This is a genomic window from Enterococcus sp. AZ067, from assembly GCF_051715005.1.
Classification (GTDB): Bacteria; Bacillota; Bacilli; order Lactobacillales; family Enterococcaceae; genus Enterococcus_D; species Enterococcus_D casseliflavus.
In genome coordinates this window covers 3,619,401-3,635,227 of record NZ_JBIOSY010000001.1, presented here as the reverse complement: position 1 = coordinate 3,635,227, position 15,827 = coordinate 3,619,401, and the positions used below count along the sequence as shown (strand labels likewise).

Annotated in this window: 16 protein-coding genes; 6 read left to right on the top strand and 10 right to left on the bottom strand. The window is 44.5% G+C overall.

The window, feature by feature from the left end; genetic code table 11:
• Nucleotides 1-2 precede the first annotated feature (2 nt).
• The 7 genes from citE to IGI82_RS17260 are packed head-to-tail and all read right to left on the bottom strand — an operon-like array spanning nt 3 to nt 4,266.
• Nucleotides 3-890: a citrate (pro-3S)-lyase subunit beta gene (gene citE / locus IGI82_RS17290; protein WP_438842562.1), complete on the bottom strand. Its 888-nt coding sequence runs from the start codon at nt 888-890 to the stop codon at nt 3-5.
• Complete coding sequence (gene citD / locus IGI82_RS17285) at nt 878-1,186, bottom strand: citrate lyase acyl carrier protein (protein ID WP_005230465.1); 309 nt, start codon at nt 1,184-1,186, stop codon at nt 878-880. The genes citE and citD overlap by 13 nt, the downstream gene beginning before the upstream one ends.
• 12 nt (nt 1,187-1,198) lie before the next feature.
• Nucleotides 1,199-2,194: a [citrate (pro-3S)-lyase] ligase gene (gene citC / locus IGI82_RS17280; protein ID WP_115232991.1), complete on the bottom strand. Its 996-nt coding sequence runs from the start codon at nt 2,192-2,194 to the stop codon at nt 1,199-1,201.
• 12 nt (nt 2,195-2,206) lie between these two features.
• Nucleotides 2,207-2,332, bottom strand: a complete 126-nt coding sequence (locus IGI82_RS17275) for an OadG-related small transporter subunit (RefSeq protein ID WP_008381833.1) — start codon at nt 2,330-2,332, stop codon at nt 2,207-2,209.
• A 24-nt stretch (nt 2,333-2,356) separates the two neighbouring features.
• The gene (locus IGI82_RS17270; protein WP_005230469.1) at nt 2,357-3,472 is read right to left on the bottom strand and encodes a sodium ion-translocating decarboxylase subunit beta; all 1,116 of its coding nucleotides are present in this window, start codon (nt 3,470-3,472) and stop codon (nt 2,357-2,359) included.
• A 23-nt stretch (nt 3,473-3,495) separates the two neighbouring features.
• Nucleotides 3,496-3,909, bottom strand: a complete 414-nt coding sequence (locus tag IGI82_RS17265) for an acetyl-CoA carboxylase biotin carboxyl carrier protein subunit (protein ID WP_005230471.1) — start codon at nt 3,907-3,909, stop codon at nt 3,496-3,498.
• Nucleotides 3,910-3,918: 9 nt separating this feature from the next.
• Nucleotides 3,919-4,266 carry a hypothetical protein gene (locus tag IGI82_RS17260; RefSeq protein ID WP_438842561.1) on the bottom strand — a complete coding sequence of 116 codons (348 nt, stop codon included), beginning with the start codon at nt 4,264-4,266 and terminating at the stop codon, nt 3,919-3,921.
• A 431-nt stretch (nt 4,267-4,697) separates the two neighbouring features.
• On the opposite strand from IGI82_RS17260, the gene IGI82_RS17255 reads away from it, so the two are divergent.
• From IGI82_RS17255 to citG, 3 genes are all read left to right on the top strand, one after another.
• Nucleotides 4,698-6,044 carry a CitMHS family transporter gene (locus tag IGI82_RS17255; RefSeq protein WP_167827245.1) on the top strand — a complete coding sequence of 449 codons (1,347 nt, stop codon included), beginning with the start codon at nt 4,698-4,700 and terminating at the stop codon, nt 6,042-6,044.
• Between the two features lie 116 nt (nt 6,045-6,160).
• The gene (locus tag IGI82_RS17250) at nt 6,161-6,856 is read left to right on the top strand and encodes a GntR family transcriptional regulator (RefSeq protein WP_005230494.1); all 696 of its coding nucleotides are present in this window, start codon (nt 6,161-6,163) and stop codon (nt 6,854-6,856) included.
• Nucleotides 6,849-7,712 carry a triphosphoribosyl-dephospho-CoA synthase CitG gene (citG, locus tag IGI82_RS17245; RefSeq protein WP_438842560.1) on the top strand — a complete coding sequence of 288 codons (864 nt, stop codon included), beginning with the start codon at nt 6,849-6,851 and terminating at the stop codon, nt 7,710-7,712. Before IGI82_RS17250 ends, citG begins: the two co-directional genes overlap by 8 nt.
• On the opposite strand, the gene IGI82_RS17240 is transcribed toward citG, so the two are convergent.
• Nucleotides 7,689-8,405 carry a response regulator transcription factor gene (locus IGI82_RS17240; protein WP_005230498.1) on the bottom strand — a complete coding sequence of 239 codons (717 nt, stop codon included), beginning with the start codon at nt 8,403-8,405 and terminating at the stop codon, nt 7,689-7,691. The genes citG and IGI82_RS17240 overlap by 24 nt on opposite strands.
• 53 nt (nt 8,406-8,458) lie before the next feature.
• On the opposite strand from IGI82_RS17240, the gene IGI82_RS17235 reads away from it, so the two are divergent.
• Complete coding sequence (locus IGI82_RS17235; RefSeq protein WP_438842559.1) at nt 8,459-10,264, top strand: ATP-binding protein; 1,806 nt, start codon at nt 8,459-8,461, stop codon at nt 10,262-10,264.
• Between the two features lie 15 nt (nt 10,265-10,279).
• Here the strand turns inward: IGI82_RS17235 and IGI82_RS17230 are convergent, their stop codons facing one another.
• Entirely contained in the window at nt 10,280-10,699 is a 420-nt protein-coding gene (locus tag IGI82_RS17230) for a phosphate-starvation-inducible PsiE family protein (protein ID WP_438842558.1), read from the bottom strand.
• Nucleotides 10,700-11,175: 476 nt separating this feature from the next.
• Between IGI82_RS17230 and IGI82_RS17225 the strand changes: the two genes are divergently transcribed.
• Nucleotides 11,176-12,699: a flavocytochrome c gene (locus IGI82_RS17225; protein WP_438842557.1), complete on the top strand. Its 1,524-nt coding sequence runs from the start codon at nt 11,176-11,178 to the stop codon at nt 12,697-12,699.
• A 278-nt stretch (nt 12,700-12,977) separates the two neighbouring features.
• Entirely contained in the window at nt 12,978-14,360 is a 1,383-nt protein-coding gene (locus IGI82_RS17220; protein WP_034869493.1) for a lytic polysaccharide monooxygenase, read from the top strand.
• Between the two features lie 177 nt (nt 14,361-14,537).
• Here the strand turns inward: IGI82_RS17220 and IGI82_RS17215 are convergent, their stop codons facing one another.
• Entirely contained in the window at nt 14,538-15,818 is a 1,281-nt protein-coding gene (locus IGI82_RS17215; protein ID WP_005230514.1) for a 2-hydroxycarboxylate transporter family protein, read from the bottom strand.
• Nucleotides 15,819-15,827 lie beyond the last annotated feature (9 nt).

Genomic DNA, 15,827 nt, shown 5'->3' with positions numbered 1-15,827 from the left:
AATTACACTTCCTCCTCGGTAATCAATTTCGCTGCTTTGGCAAGGGCGATCACGCGTTCCGCTCGCTCAACGATTGGTTTATCGACCATTTTGCCATTCAAGGAGATCACACCAGAACCTTTGCTTTCGGCTTCGCGAATGGCCCAGATCACTTCTTTGGCCTGTTGGATCTCGGCTTTTGAAGGCGCATAGATCCCATTGACTAGGGGAATCTGCCGTGGATTGATCACTGATTTTCCGTCAAAACCAAGCTGCTTGATGCGAGTCGTTTCAGCGATAAAGCCATCGGTGTCATTGATATCAGAAAAGACGGTATCGATGGCGGCGATCCCTGCAGCTCTAGCTGCATGCAAGATCATACTGCGGGCAAACAACAATTCTTGCCCATCTGGGTAGCGACGAGTCTTCATATTGGTGACATAATCTTCTGCCCCTAAAGCGATCCCGATCAAACGATCGGAAGCTGTGGCGATGTCTCGGGCATTTAAAACGCCTTCGGCCGACTCGATGGCAGCCATCATTTTGGTGGTTCCTACAGGCAGATCGTTTTCTTCTTCTACTTGTGTGATCACAGCGGCAACGTCAATGATATCTTGGGCGGTTTCGGTTTTCGGTAGTCGAATGACGTTGACCCCCGCTAGGACCATCGCTTCGATATCAAGGGCACCCAACGTGTCGAGGCCGTTGATGCGCACGACGGTTTCGATGGCAGAATAGTCAAAGGTTTTTAAGGCAAAATGCACCAGGGTCCGAGCAGAGTCTTTTTCATTCAAGGAGACCGCATCTTCTAAATCAAACATAACGGAATCGGCGCCATACAATGGCGCATCCCGTAGCATGGCAGCGTTAGCTCCTGGTACAAACATCATCGTTCTTCTTAAACGTTCCATGTGTCGATCTCCTTCCAAGCATACTGTTCTTGTTCGGCTGCCCGATGAACGGCTGTCAGAGTTCGGGCTTTGATGGTACAGTCCAATGCGCCTTTATCGGTGGCGGTGATTTTGGCCTGTGTCACGCCTAGATGGTTCAGCGTCTCAAGGATGACGGCGCGAATTTGTTTGCCGAATTGTTTTTCGACACTGCTATCGAGGGTCAGCTCGATGGTTTGGGTTGTGGTAGGCTCGATCGCGATCAAGATATCACTGGATTCAACAGAGCCAGCAACCGCACTTTTTTTGATTTCCACTTATTATCACCTCTAAATATAGTTATGCTGCATTAAAAATGAGAACGTTGTTTCTGGTAAAAATTGCTGCAAGGAAAGTAAATCTTTTTCTGCAATCGCTTTCCGAACGTTTGTAGCCGAAACGGTTGATTGGTTGATCTTCAGACGGTCGATCACGATCAGTTCAAGCTCGGGTGAAAAAAAGGCAGCCATGGCCTCGTTGTAGAGTTGGGTCACGGGCGAGTAAGGCTCTGAGCCTACAAAACGCGTAGTGATCGCCAACAGCGGGGCAATTTTTTCTTTGAAGAGGGTTGCATCAAAGGCGGCTTGTTTTTTGGCGATCGCCTCAGGTGCTTGCTCTTTCAAGAAATAACTGGGAAAGACCGCCGAAGAGACGAGATAGTTGTTGGTCGGCAGCACCGTTACATTTGGCAGATGAGCCACACCATCCGTCACCATCTGCAGCCGTTCGCTGGTAGAAAATTGCGAGCGGTCTTCTGATAAAACGAACACATAAACCTGTTCTTTTTGACTCGCAGCCGTTTCGACTAAGTACAAATGTCCTTTGGTAAAAGGATTAGCGTTCATGACGATCGCGCCGTTGTTTTGTCCAATTCGCTGCCGTTGCAGTTGCTGGGCATAGCTTTCAAAAGAAGGAACGCCTTGTTCCATGAACAAGATGTCTTGTGCTGCCAGCACTTCACGAAACCCGAGGGATTCAAAAAACAGGCGGTTTTTCGGTGCTGTATAGACGAAGGACTTGGTGAAGCCTTCGTCTTTGATATGATCGCTAAGGTGTGAAATCAATTGCGTCAACAGCTGTTCGGAGCGTCTTTTTTCACAGACCACCACATACTTGATGATATTGGCATAGCAAGAAGCAGTAGCAATCAAGGTTTGCTGGTCAAAAATGCCGACGGTATAGGCTACTTCTTCACCGACGGCTAAGCCAGCACGGGTGATCAATTTTTGCCATTGCAAAAAGACTTCTGGATCTTTTTGCAGCCAGATTCTTTTTAGGGTATACATACAATGCCTTCTTTATTTTTTTACTGGGAAGAGCTTCGACAAAAGCAAGGATGCGAAGTAGATGATCAGGATCACGACAAAGACGCCGCCCCAACCGAATAACAACAATTCAAATGAAGTCAGTAAATCTTGACTCATAGTTTTCCTCTCCTTTCTAGTGACCTAAGCAATCAGTGCCAGCAGTAAGCCACCGGCGATGACCGAAGCAATCTGTCCTGAAACGTTGGCACCGGCTGCATGCATCAAAATAAAGTTTTGCGGATCTTCATCTGTCGCCATTTTTTGGATGACCCGACTAGACATTGGAAACGCAGAGATACCAGCGGCACCGATCATTGGATTGATTTTTTCTTTACGGAACAAGTTCAGCACTTTCGCAAACAACACGCCGCCGACCGAGTCCATAATGAAGGCAACCAGCCCTAAACCAATAACCATCAATGTATCGACTTGTAAGAATTCTTCATATTGCATTTTCACAGAAATTGATAAACCTAGGAGGATACTAATGATATTCACTAGTTCGTTTTGAGCAGTGATGGACAAACGATCCAAGACACCACATTCCCGTAAGAGATTTCCAAACATCAAAAATCCGACCAATGGCAATGAAACAGGCGCAATCAACCCTGCTACGATCGAAATCACGATCGGGAACAAAATTTTGGCCGTTTGCGAAACTTCGCCGGCACGATACGACATACGAATTTTTCGTTCATGCTTGGTCGTCACTGCTTTGATGGCTACCGGTTGAATGATCGGTACTAGCGCCATGTAAGAGTAAGCTGCTACCATGATCGCGCCCATATATTTCGAGTTCAGCGTATTTGCGACAAAAATCGAAGTCGGACCGTCAGCAGCGCCGATGATCCCGATGGAAGCTGCGTCGTTTAAATCAAAACCAAGCAACACGGCAACGATGATCGTAAAGAAGATCCCGAATTGCGCAGCAGCGCCAAACAACAAAAGAAATGGATTTTGCAGCAAGGGACCAAAGTCGATCATGGCGCCAATCCCGATAAACAAAAGCAAGGGGAACAATTCAGTTGAGATCCCCATATCAAACAATACTTGGAACGGGCCAGCTTCTCCGCCAGCACTTAACACACCTGAGTTCGGGAAGTTCACTAACAACGTGCCCAATCCCATGGGTACTAATAAGGTCGGTTCATATTCTTTCTTGATCCCTAAATACATTAATAGACCACCGATGAACATCATAACGATCCGTCCCGGCTCCGATCCTAACCCGACTACACCTTCAATTAACGTTTCCACTACGTCACTTCCTTTTCAATAAATTAGCCGATCGTAATCAGCAGTTCTCCTGGGTTGACCATGTCGCCCGCATTGACTGCAATGGCAACCACGGTTCCTGCTTTTGGTGCCACGATCTCATTTTCCATCTTCATGGCTTCTAAAATCATCAACGACTGGTTTTCTTGTACAGTATCACCTACATTGACCAAGAGACGTAAAATCGTTCCCGGCATCGGAGAATGAATCGGCTCGCCATCAGCAGGAAGCGTAGCTGGCGCTGGCTGCGGTGCTACTTCTGGTTCTGGTGTGCTGACTGCCTCTGGTTGAGCAGGTACCGCTGCAGGAGCCGGTGTTGGCACTGCTGGGGCAGGAGCGGTAGGTTGCGGCGCACCGATTTCTTCCATTTCGACAAGGTATTCTTGCCCATCGATCGCTATTTTAAATTTACGTAACATGTTTTTCCCTCACTTGTTTTCATTTTTTTTTGCTATTTTTTTGATTGTGAACTGAGAATCAGGCAGCTCTCCTGCGGCAATACTGGCAGCAATCAGGGCGACTCGCTTAAATTCAGGATTGCGTTTCTCAATTCTTCGAATGACAAACTGACTTTCAGGGTAACATTCAGCCCCTAGTGCGGCGGCTATCAGACTGACTAATGGATAATCTTCTGCAGGCGCTGGCTGATAGCTCGACACTTCTTGCCAATCAGACGCGGGTGGATCCGTTATCATTTCCTCGGGCTTCAAAGGGGAGCTGACAGGCGCATCAGGTTCATCATGCGTTTTTTTGAACAATCTTTTAATAAGATTCATGGGTTTCTCCTTTCTCAATGATTCGTTCCCTTTCATTATAGAAACTCCCGTTCAATCAGCGAGATTTATTTCGGCTAAAAATTGTTTTTTCAGTGTTCCTTTTTTGAAAAAAGAGCGAAAAACCTTATTAAACGTTGATTTATCAAGGTTTTTATTGCGTTAATATTCTATTAAGAACTTTTTAAACGAAAAATAAGATTTGAAAAGAGAAATTGTTTTTTTGCTGTTCTTTTTTAAAACGGGTCTTTTTTTCTATTTCTTGATTGTTTATTCTTAGACGTGTAAAGCATTCAATAACATTATTTCCTTTAAGAAAAGAAAAAGATTCACAAACTAGTGACGCTTGTCGCTAACAAATTACGGGCCTGTAATTTTTTTAAAATGTTTTTTGATAACGCTTACACATTTCGATGCATGAAAGGAAGAAGAAAATGTTCTTAACGATTTTATCCTATGCTATGATTATTGTCTTCATGTTCGTCATCATGAAGAAAAAAATGTCACCCTTTACATCCTTAGTAATTATCCCATTACTATTTACCCTTGTTGCGATGGTTGCTGGTGTTTCAGAAAAAGGCAATATCGGTGATTTTGTCCTTGAGGGAATCTCCACCACAGCCAACACAGGGATCATGTTGCTGTTTGCGATTTTGTACTTTTCCATTATGTTGGATGCGGGATTGTTTGATCCAATCACAAAAAAAATGATTTATTTTGCTAAAGGCGATCCGATGAAAGTCTTGATGGCAACGGCAGTCGTTGCCGCTGCAGTCTCTTTGAACGGTGATGGAACGACCACGACCTTGATCTGTTGTTCTGCGTTTATTCCCATTTATAAGAAGTTGAATATGAAAATGATGAACCTTGGTGTCTTGATCATTTTGCAAAACACCATCATGAACTTGTTGCCATGGGGCGGACCGACTGCTCGGGCAATGGCCGTGCTGGAAGTTGATGCGGATATTCTTTCTTATCTGCTGCCAGGAATGATTTTGTCTCTGCTCTATGTGGTTTTCTTTGTAGCTCGCAGAATGGGGATCCAAGAACGGAAACGTTTAGGAGTTACCGAGCTGACGAACGATGAGATTTTAGAAATGACAACTGTGACTGATCCTGATACATTAGCGATCCGCCGTCCGAAAAACTTTGTCTTCAACGGTATCTTAACGATCGTCTTGATTGGCTGGTTAGTAGCAAGCTCCTTTATCTCTAGTATCGCTTTACCACCAATCTTGTTATTCCTTGTAGGTACGTGTATTGCATTGATGGTCAACTACCCAATCTTGAAAGACCAGTCGTCACGGATCGGTGCCAACGGCGGCGACGCCGTGCAAGTCGTGATTTTAGTTTTTGCAGCAGGCGTCTTCATGGGCTTGTTCCAAGGCTCAGGGATGGCAACGGCTTTGGCGAATAGCTTCACGCAAATCATTCCTAAACAATTGGCTGGTTTCTGGGGCATAGTTATCGCCCTGATCTCTGCACCTGGGACCTTCTTTATTTCCAATGATGGGTTTTACTTTGGGGTCCTACCGGTCTTAGCAGAAGCAGGTCGTTCGTATGGCTTCACCAATATGCAGATGGCCTTGGCGTCCTTAATGGGCCAAGCGTTCCACTTGTTAAGTCCATTGGTTGCCTTCATCTACTTGCTGTTGCGCTTGACGGGCTTAGATATGGGGCAATGGCAAAAAGAAGCTGCGAAATACGCACTGGGGATTTTCGTGATTTTCGTCGTTACGATCGTGCTATTAGGTCACATGCCGTTTTATATTCCACAGTAATTTCATACAGAAACTATCGAGCAGGCTGCCATTTTGCTCGGTAGTTTTCCTTGTTTATCGATAAACTTATTTTTTCCCAAAAATCTCATTTGTTTTTAGTATGATAGGAGTAAATCATGAATCCAATTATTGATGCAGTAAATAAAAATCTGGATCTGACCAAAAATAAACCATTAAAAGATTTGATCTATGAAGCATTCAAAAAAACCATCATTTTAGGAGATATTCCCGCAGGCTCTCGCATCAATGAGAAAGAATTTTCCGATACGCTAAATATCAGCCGAACCCCGATTCGTTACGCCATGACTCAGCTCGTGGCTGAAAAACTGGTGGAGCATGTGCCAAAAATCGGCATCGTCGTAAAAGGGATCAGTATCAAAGATGCTTATGAGATTTACGATATCCGCAAATCATTGGATACGTTAGCGACCATCAAAGCGATGGACTTGATGACTGAGGAAGATTTCCAAGAAATGCGCTGCTTGTTAGAACATGGCGAACAGCTGAATCGTGAGGATGATGTGGATGGGGTCTTGAAAAACTTTTCGGACTTCAATGCGTTTATTTACGAAAAAAGTCAAATGCTGCGGTTAAAAAGTATCGTGCTAGATCTGCAAGCGTACCTCGTGTATTTTCGTGACATTGCGATTCGCTCTTCTAGAAGAAGGGATGCGGCATTGGCGGAACATTGGCTGATTTATCGCGGCATGAGAACCAATGACACGGAACAGATCACGTTGTTGACCCATGAACATTTGGATCACTCCCTGCAATTTATTCTTGCTGAAATGGAGCGAAGAAAAATTGACTGATTCCCGTCTTTTTATCGCCAGCAGCTATGCAGTCAATGCGCTGCATTATGAGGTAGCGTTAGCACCCAAGCCTGGTTTAGTAGATCCTTGCTCCTCTGGTGCGCATCAGGACATGAATGTGTTTACCTTTATCAACAGTATCACTTGTTTGGCGCCTTTTTTTCAGCGCTATAGCCAAGCTGGCTTTGCCCATACAGGCGCCCTGATCCAGCTGTTTGACCAGTTACGTGGGATCGGTCAAGAAGCAGAAACAGCGATGCTTCAGGCAACCAAAGGCATCAATACCCACAAAGGGGCGAACTTTTCCTTTGCAGTTTTGTTGGGGGCGACAGGAGTCTATTATCAACAAAATGGCAAGGCGGAGCTGACGGCTGAAGATACCAATCAGATCCTGCAGCTTGCCGCCGACATCTGCCAGCATTTGGTCAAGCAAGACCTGCAGCAAATCACCCACAAAGACCAGTTGTCTTACGGAGAAAAAAATTATTTGACCTATGGCACGATGGGAATTCGTGGAGAAGCCGCAGCTGGGTATCCAACGGTTAAAAAACTGCTGGAGTACTTACGGCAGCAACCACAAAAAACCTCCGTTTCCTTGTTACGCGGGTTGGTCTATCTAATGAGTGAAACCGAAGACAGCAACCTCGTCCACCGAGGCGGCTACGAGGCGATGAAGACCGTGCAGCAGGAGATGCAAAAAATTCACCAAGCCAATCTGTCGGATACAGACTTGCTTCGTGAATTAACGACCTATGATCAAGTATTGATTGCACGCCATTTGAGTCCCGGCGGCTCGGCGGATCTTTTAGCCTTGGCCCTTTATTTCTTGCAGCTAGAAGGCGTCTCCTTCTGGTAAAAAGGTATAGCCGATCCCCCAAACGGTTTTCAAAAAGCGGGCGTGCTTCGGCTCATCTTCAATTTTGTTTCGCAGATGATTGATAAAAACCATCACGGTATTGGCATCGAATTGGCCATCTTGCCAGACATTGCTGTAAATCTGTTCTTTCGAGAACACTTGATCCGGATTTTCCATGAAAAAGCGCATCAGCATGATTTCTTTTGAAGACAACTTGATGGGCTGGTCATTTTTGAAAAACTGATAGCGTTTTTGGTCAAAACGAAACATGCCGCTGCACAGATCCCCTTCCGGTTTGGCGATCCCTTTTTCTCGCAGCACGTTGCGGCGATCAAGAATCGAAACGATTTGTGCTTTTAAGAGTGCCGGTGAAAAAGGTTTCGTAATGTAGTGATCGGCACCGATCTCATAGCCGTTGATCATATCTTTTTCGTCACTTTTACCGCTCAAAAAGACGATCGGCACCGTGGGGTTTTCTTCTCGAATCAGTTGTGCCAAATGATAGCCGTCATTTTCATGCTCCAAACTGATATCCAGTAAAAAAAGATCAAAGCTGACACGAGAATTGATCGCAATCGTTTTTTCAACGGAATCAGTCTGGTAGATCAAAATACCCGTCGATTGTAAAGATTTCCAAATTAGCCGCCGAATAGCAGGGTCATCATCAACGATTAAAATTTTTTCATCTCGCAAAATATCCGCCTCCTGTATCAATAGTATTATAGTAAATATGAAAGGGGTTTACAATGAAACCGCCATCAAAGTTTTGGCTGTATTTAAGTGTGGTCGCTACCTTATTCATTACACTGATTGGACTTATTTTTACCTTTACAAGTTATAAAAGCGCACAAAGACAAGCTGAAACCGTCGGGTTGCGGCAGTTGGAAACGGTCAATCAAGCGGCGATCAAGCTGATCAGCCGCAGTATCGAATCGTACCATATGGCTCTTGCCAATTATGCCGATGACCACCTTGAAGGCGCCGCCTTGGCTGATTTGCAGCGGCCTTTAACGTTACCAGTGATCAATTCCGCGAACAATGCCATGGTCGGATTGTTTTTGATCGACCAACAAGGTCAGATCATCGCTCAAAATACCGCAACGGCGGTCAATAAACCAGAAGACCCGCCGGTGCAAGAATTGTTATTCAAAGACCCATCCTTAGACAAAGTATTGGCAGGACGGCAGGTACAAAATGGGCAAGTCTATTTTGATGGCAAGCAGGCCTATCTAAATGTGTATCAGTCCTTAACCCTTGACGACAAAGAAGCGATTCTTGTGATGCCTTTGAATCTACAGCGCATGTACCATCATGAATTTACCACCGATCGCAATGTCTCCGGCTATACGATGGTCAAAAACGCCGAGATGCGGATCGTTATGCACCCATCGGACGAACAAATTGGTTTTTCCATCGTTGAAAGCCGCAAAAAAGAATTTCCAGAGCTGGATTTCACCGATCTTGAGCGCTTGGAGCAAGAACAAATCGACAATGAAGCAGGCACCTCCGTCTATTATTCTTATTGGTGGAACGAAGAAACACTGCAAAAAGTGCTGAAATTGGCTGCTTATCAATGGATCACCATCGGCGACAGTCGGCTGATCGTCGCTAGCAATGCCGATTTTTTGGAGCAAAGCGGTCTCTTTTTACAAGACAACTTGATTTTGATTGGCCTACTAGGTTTGTTGTTTGTCATTATGATTTTATTGACCGTCCTGATCAAAAACTACATGAAACGCAATCAAGCCTATGTCGAAAACCAAGCATTGAAAGAACGACAACGGCTGTTAAAAGAAAAGCACGAAATCGAAAAAAACATTTTGCAAGAATCAAAACTGGAAACCATTGGCTTGCTAACGACCTCGATCGTCCATGACCTAAACAACTTTTTGACGCCAATGATTGGTCATCTGCAATTGCTGATCGAGGAAAACCAACACGATGAAGTCTTAGTGGAGGACTTGCAAGAAGTCTGCAAAGCGGCGGAAAAAGGCAAAGAGTTATCCAGCAATGTGCTACGTTTTTCGAAACTCGAAAGTGCCGATAAAACTGTGCAGTCGATCGCTACTACCTTGACAGAAGCCATCGCTACTATGCGCGCACTGTTGCCAAAAGCCTTTTCCCTTACGTATGATATCCAAGAAGTAGGATATGCCGTCTATGAGAAGATCGATCTGCAAGTCATTATTTACAATTTGTTGATGAATGTGTACCAAGCAAATGCCGATTGCAGCATTCGATTGAGTCGCACTTCGACAGAAAGCGCCACCTTTCCGTTTCGTAAGCAAGCTTTCTCCGCACAACAGGAGTTTGCTTTGATTGAAATCGTCGACAACGGTCCCGGCATACCAGAAGCAATCCAAGAAAAAATCTTTACCCGCTTTTTCACGACCAAGAGTGCCACTGGCGGTACTGGTCTAGGACTCTTCACTGTCTCTTCAATCGTGGAAAAAAACGACTGGTTGATCGATGTTACAAGTACGCCTAAAGGAACCACCTTTTATATTGGTATTCCTCTAACTGATCCCGAAAAAGCCACTGAACCCAACTGATCCGACGGGCTAGTTTCAGTGGTCTTTTTCTTGGGCATGCTGGAAGGCATTGATTTTTTGCAGGACTAGCAAGACCAGTACCAAGACAAAAATCGCTAGAGCAAAAAATAGGGCATCGTTCGCCATGCCTTGCGTTAACAATAGCTCGCGCAAAATCGCAGTAATACTGATCAAAATCAAGTAACGGACGGGAATATGGTGTCCGTCCTTCATATACCGCAGCAACATCAAAATGATTTCTAATAAAATGAATAACGTGGCAATTTCTTCAATCAAAAAGGACAGGTGGGGCGCTTCACTTAAGGGAAAGAGCGTCGTGCTGATCATAAAAATCGCTTTTCCCATAAAAATCAAGACGATAACAACTAAGATCGCTAACATGCTATCAATGCAAATACTGATCACTCGCTCGAACATTCGGGTCAATTTTTCCATTCGCCACTCCATTTCTGCTTTTTCTTTTATTATACAAAAGAAGGCGTAGGACAAAGGGAAAAGAACAGAGAAAGAACAATCGCGGCCATATCTTTTTGACCGTAAGCTTAACGATCCTTCTATGGGCGTGTCTTTTGTGATAGCTTTCAATAGCAGAAAGTAGCGAGAAAAATATAGTATCTTTTTTGGTAAAATTAGAAAACAATGAGAACGAATAGTTAAAATATACACAAATTATTACGGGACACTTAGTTTCTTTTTTTGTTACAATGGTTAAATAAAATAGAACGCTGTTAAAATGTTGCTTAAACAATGTTTTTGTCGCTATCGAATAGAAAAATAGTCCGATCGCAAGATGTTTATCATTGTTAATAAAGTAACAAGTTGGCAGAGTTCGCAAGAAAAATGCTGCTTTTCTTATTGTATATGACGGGGATCAGTGAGGAGAAAAGAGCAAGAAAAACGGAGGGAAACAAATGAAAAAAAGTGGATGGTCAAAATGGGTGATTGGGGCAGCCTCATTATTGTTGCTTAGTGCATGTGGTGCCGATGGCGGAACAAAAGCCAGCAGCAGTGCGGCAAGCTCTTCTTCAGAAAGTGAAGTCACTTCAGGTGCTTCCCAACAAGAGTATACCGATCCAGCAGAGTTAAAAGATCAATATGATATCGTCATCGTTGGTGCTGGCGGTGCAGGGATGGCAGCAGCCTTGTCGGCTAAAGATGCTGGAATGAATCCAGTCATTTTAGAAAAAATGCCGATCGCAGGCGGAAATACCTTGAAATCTTCTGGCGGAATGAACGCATCAGAAACCAAGTTCCAAGAAGCCCAAGACATTGAAGATTCGAATGAACAATTTTTTGAAGATACCCTTAAAGGTGGTAAAGGAACCAACGATCAAGAATTGCTACATTATTTAGTAGACAACTCTGCTTCAGCGATTGATTGGTTGGATTCAATGGGGATCACTTTAGACAATATCAGCTATAGCGGTGGTGCCAGTGTAAAACGGATCCATCGTCCTCACGACGGTTCAGCAGTCGGTACGTATTTGGTGGATGGCCTGTTGAGAAACATTCATGAGCAAGAAATTCCTTTATTTGTAAATGCTGATGTGACAAAAATCAATGAAACAGACGGCAAAGTCACTGGCGTCAACGTGAAAATCAATGGCGAAGAAAAAGAAATCGCTGGCGATGCGGTCGTTGTTACTACTGGTGGTTTTGGCTCCAACAAAGAACTGATCGAAAAATATCGTCCAGACTTGAAAGGCTATGTCAGCACGACTTCTGAAGGAAGTACAGGCGATGGCATCAAGATGATCGAAGAATTAGGCGGCGCAACGGTTGATATGGATCAAATCCAAGTCCATCCAACAGTAGTTCAAGATACAGGCATGTTGATCAGTGAAACCGTTCGTGGAGAAGGCGCCATCTTGGTGAACCAACAAGGGGAACGTTTCTACAATGAATTAGAAACCCGCGACAATGTTTCTGCTGCTATCACAGATCTGCCAGAAAGCTATGCCTACTTAATTTTTGACAATGCGTTAGCAGGTAGAGCCAAACAAGTCGATTACTACAAAGAACAAGGTGTAGTTGTAGAAGCCGACACCATCGAAGCCTTAGCTGAAAAAATCGATGTCGATCCAGCAACCTTGAAGAAAACCTTAGATACATGGAACCAAGCAGTGGCAGGCAAAGCCGACAAAGATTTCGGTCGTGAAACGGCGATGGACTATGATCTGACGGAAGGGCCATTCTATGCGATTCAAATCGCACCTGGGATCCACCACACAATGGGCGGCGTCAAAATCAATACGAAGACCCAAGTATTGAAAGAAGATGGCACACCAATCACTGGCTTGTATGCAGCAGGTGAAGTGACCGGCGGTATTCACGGACAAAATCGAATCGGCGGCAATGCTGTAGCCGACATTATGGTCTTTGGTCGCCAAGCAGGCGCGCAATCCTCTGACTATGTGAAAGAAAACGGGAAATAAGCGGCTGTTTTTTCCTGAAAAAGATCGTCTATAAAGAAAGAAACTTGGAACGAATCCTCTTAAGCGATTAGGGAGGAGAATCGTTTCAAGTTTTTTTGTATTTCTAACTGAAAGGACGGAAAACTAGTCATTATAATCTTATAATGATTAAGTCGTTTATCATACATATATAAATAAACTATTTATAAATGTAGGGTTTGCTTTTCAATGAATCGGAATCAAGGAATAAACGGATAGGATTGGTTTATTCGATGATAAAAAATTTTAGGAGGCAGAGTATGAAAAACGCATTGGTAAAATGGTCGGTCGGGGTGGCAATCTTACTTGGAGGGACCTTGTTCTTCACGGGGAAACAAGTATTTGCTCATGGTTATGTGGAATCACCGGTCAGTCGGGGCTATCAAGGGTCTTTGGATCGCAATACGTTAGGGTGGAGCGCTGCGTTTGAGAAATATGGCAATGTCATTTCAAACCCACAATCATTGGAAACTAAAAAAGGCTTTCCAGAAGCAGGACCAGTAGATGGTCGCATCGCTTCGGCAGATGGTGGACTCGGACAAATCGGGGACTTTGTTCTTGATGAACAAGGAACCAATCGTTGGACCAAACAAGACATCAATCAAGGACCATTGCGGGTCAATTGGCATTATACAGCGCCTCACAAGACCACAAAATGGCATTACTATATCACGAAACCAGGTTGGGATCAAAATGCGCCACTTTCAAGAGATAGCTTGGAATTGATCGCTACTGTGAATCACGATGGTTCGGCTGCCAGCAATAGCCCAAGCCATACCATTACCATTCCAGAAAATCGTCTCGGTTACCATGTCATTTTAGCGGTCTGGGATGTTGCAGATACGCCAAATGCCTTTTATAACGTGATCGACGTCAACGTTTCCGGCTCAACGGTCATTCCCGAAAAACCAGCAGCACCAGCAAATGTCCGCTCAGAACGAGTGACTAGCAGCACGGTGGCTTTAGCATGGAACGGTCAAACCGATGCGAAAGAATACAACGTGTATCGCGATGGTGCCTTAGTGGCAACGACTACTGAGCCAACTTTTACCGACACACAATTAAAAGCCAATACAACCTATAGCTATCAAGTAGAAGCAGTCGGCTTTACTGCGTTAGTTTCAGAAAAAAGTGCTGCAGTGAAAGTGACTACCTCAGCAGACAATCAAGTCGAAACCCCTTCGACACCAGGCAACCTGCATCAAATGAGCGTGACAGACAGCAGCGTTTCCTTAATGTGGCAAGCATCGACTCATACAAATGGGATCGCTGGATATGATGTTTACCGCAATGGCGTCAAAATTGCTACGGCCACAGGAACAACCTATGAAGACACGAATCTAGCAGCGGATACAACCTACAATTACCAAATCAAAGCAATCAGCAAAACGGGCGAACAATCCGCTTTCAGTAACCAGCTGAGCGTGAAAACCAATGCCAAAGAAGAAACGGAAACACCTGGAGGCGGGGAGTCAGAATACCGTGTGTGGAAACTAGGAACTTTCTCTGCACCAGAAGTGTATACAAGCGGTGAAATCGTGAGCCATAAAGGCAGCAACTATGTCGTGATCAACACCCACTCAAATTACGGGGACACCACTTGGTCTCCTGATCAAGCACCAACCTTGTTTCAGAAGTTGTAACCCTTGAATGAATCAGGAAAGCAAGAGCAGTGCGGAGGCACTGCTCTTTTTGGCTCTTTTATGAGGAAATGGTTGGACCTTTGTTTGATTCGTGCAACCAATTGGACGAATTCGTTTGAGGAATGCAAAAAGTGCTGCTATGCATCATGCGTAGCAGCACCTGTTTTTTGTTTTAGATCAAGAATAGAAGAAACGGATCAAGATTCCACCTAGAATCAGCACGATCGCACCGCATAAACGGTTGGCCATTTGGGCAAAAGCAATCATTTCCATTCTATCAGAGGCAGACAATACAGCGATATTGCCTGTTCCCCCCATGGAGTTGTTGATCATACCGGCGCCAATTGCGGTTTCAACGGGGTACATCCCCAATACCATCCCGAAGAACCAGCTGGCAGCCCCCATAGATACGACACTGGTTAGGCAAAGCACGACAAATTGCCAAGTAAAGGCAGAAGCCAATGTTGACAGATCGATCAATGCCAAACCAATCCCCGCCAAGACTGCGTGGGTCAAATTCGTCATTACAACATTGTTGAACATCACCACAGAATCTTCGAGTTTCTTAGGGACAATATTCAAGGCTTTCAGAATAAAGACAATCACGATCATAAAGGCATACTCGTGAATTTTAGGGAAAAAGTCGCTTAAAATCGCACCAACGACCAACAGTGAAAAGGAAAACAGCATCCCGACCCCGATTTGTTGGGCATCAAGCGTTATTTTTGGTTTTTCTAATTCTTCTTTCGTGGCATTGATCAGGGTGCCATGGCCATTGTATTTGGTTTTAGCAAAGGCCTTTGCGATAAATAAAGCACCAATAATGGCAAGAATATTCCCGAAAGTAACTGCTGGCGCTAATTGAGAAAAGATGGCGGCTTGATTGCCGTTTGCCAAGCCATCAGCATAAATTTGTGAAAGTGGGGTGATTCCCGCCCCCATCCCGCCAGACATCATTGGTAGAGACACATACATCACCGAATCAGCAAAGCCATTGCCTAGCAGCATACCGACAAGGCCGACGGAGAAAAAGCCTACTACCATGGTGATCAAAGCAACAGGAATGAATTTCGTAGAAGCCTTCACCAACAAATTGCGGTTCATACCTAAAATCGAGCCGCAAATCAAAGCGGCAATATAGAAATCAAGAAAACCAAAACCGCCCCCCATGAAGTCACTGACCGCGTCAATGACTTTCGTGGGAACGAGATGGAAGGAGGCCAAAAGGGTGGCACCAAGCAGGGTAAAAACTGACCCACCGCCAAGATAAGAATTCATGATCGGGAGTTTTTCCCCAATGAAATACAGCAGGTGTCCTAAGGCAACCAGTAAAATGGTGATCCCAACCATATTTAATGGCAACTTGTCTAAGGCAATCGCACTGAATATGACAACCATGAAAAAGAGATACAAGGGAAGACTAATTCCCGAAATCGTCATCGTTTTTAATTTATTCATTTTTCAGAC

Excerpts from the sequence above, each read along its gene's own strand:
- citE (WP_438842562.1), bottom strand. The coding sequence starts at position 890 with ATGGAACGTTTAAGAAGAACGATGATGTTTGTACCAGGAGCTAACGCT.
- citC (WP_115232991.1), bottom strand. The coding sequence starts at position 2,194 with ATGTATACCCTAAAAAGAATCTGGCTGCAAAAAGATCCAGAAGTCTTT.
- IGI82_RS17275 (WP_008381833.1), bottom strand. The coding sequence starts at position 2,332 with ATGAGTCAAGATTTACTGACTTCATTTGAATTGTTGTTATTCGGTTGG.
- IGI82_RS17265 (WP_005230471.1), bottom strand. The coding sequence starts at position 3,909 with ATGTTACGTAAATTTAAAATAGCGATCGATGGGCAAGAATACCTTGTC.
- IGI82_RS17260 (WP_438842561.1), bottom strand. The coding sequence starts at position 4,266 with ATGAATCTTATTAAAAGATTGTTCAAAAAAACGCATGATGAACCTGAT.
- IGI82_RS17255 (WP_167827245.1), top strand. The coding sequence starts at position 4,698 with ATGTTCTTAACGATTTTATCCTATGCTATGATTATTGTCTTCATGTTC.
- IGI82_RS17250 (WP_005230494.1), top strand. The coding sequence starts at position 6,161 with ATGAATCCAATTATTGATGCAGTAAATAAAAATCTGGATCTGACCAAA.
- IGI82_RS17235 (WP_438842559.1), top strand. The coding sequence starts at position 8,459 with ATGAAACCGCCATCAAAGTTTTGGCTGTATTTAAGTGTGGTCGCTACC.
- IGI82_RS17230 (WP_438842558.1), bottom strand. The coding sequence starts at position 10,699 with ATGGAAAAATTGACCCGAATGTTCGAGCGAGTGATCAGTATTTGCATT.
- IGI82_RS17225 (WP_438842557.1), top strand. The coding sequence starts at position 11,176 with ATGAAAAAAAGTGGATGGTCAAAATGGGTGATTGGGGCAGCCTCATTA.
- IGI82_RS17220 (WP_034869493.1), top strand. The coding sequence starts at position 12,978 with ATGAAAAACGCATTGGTAAAATGGTCGGTCGGGGTGGCAATCTTACTT.
- IGI82_RS17215 (WP_005230514.1), bottom strand. The coding sequence starts at position 15,818 with ATGAATAAATTAAAAACGATGACGATTTCGGGAATTAGTCTTCCCTTG.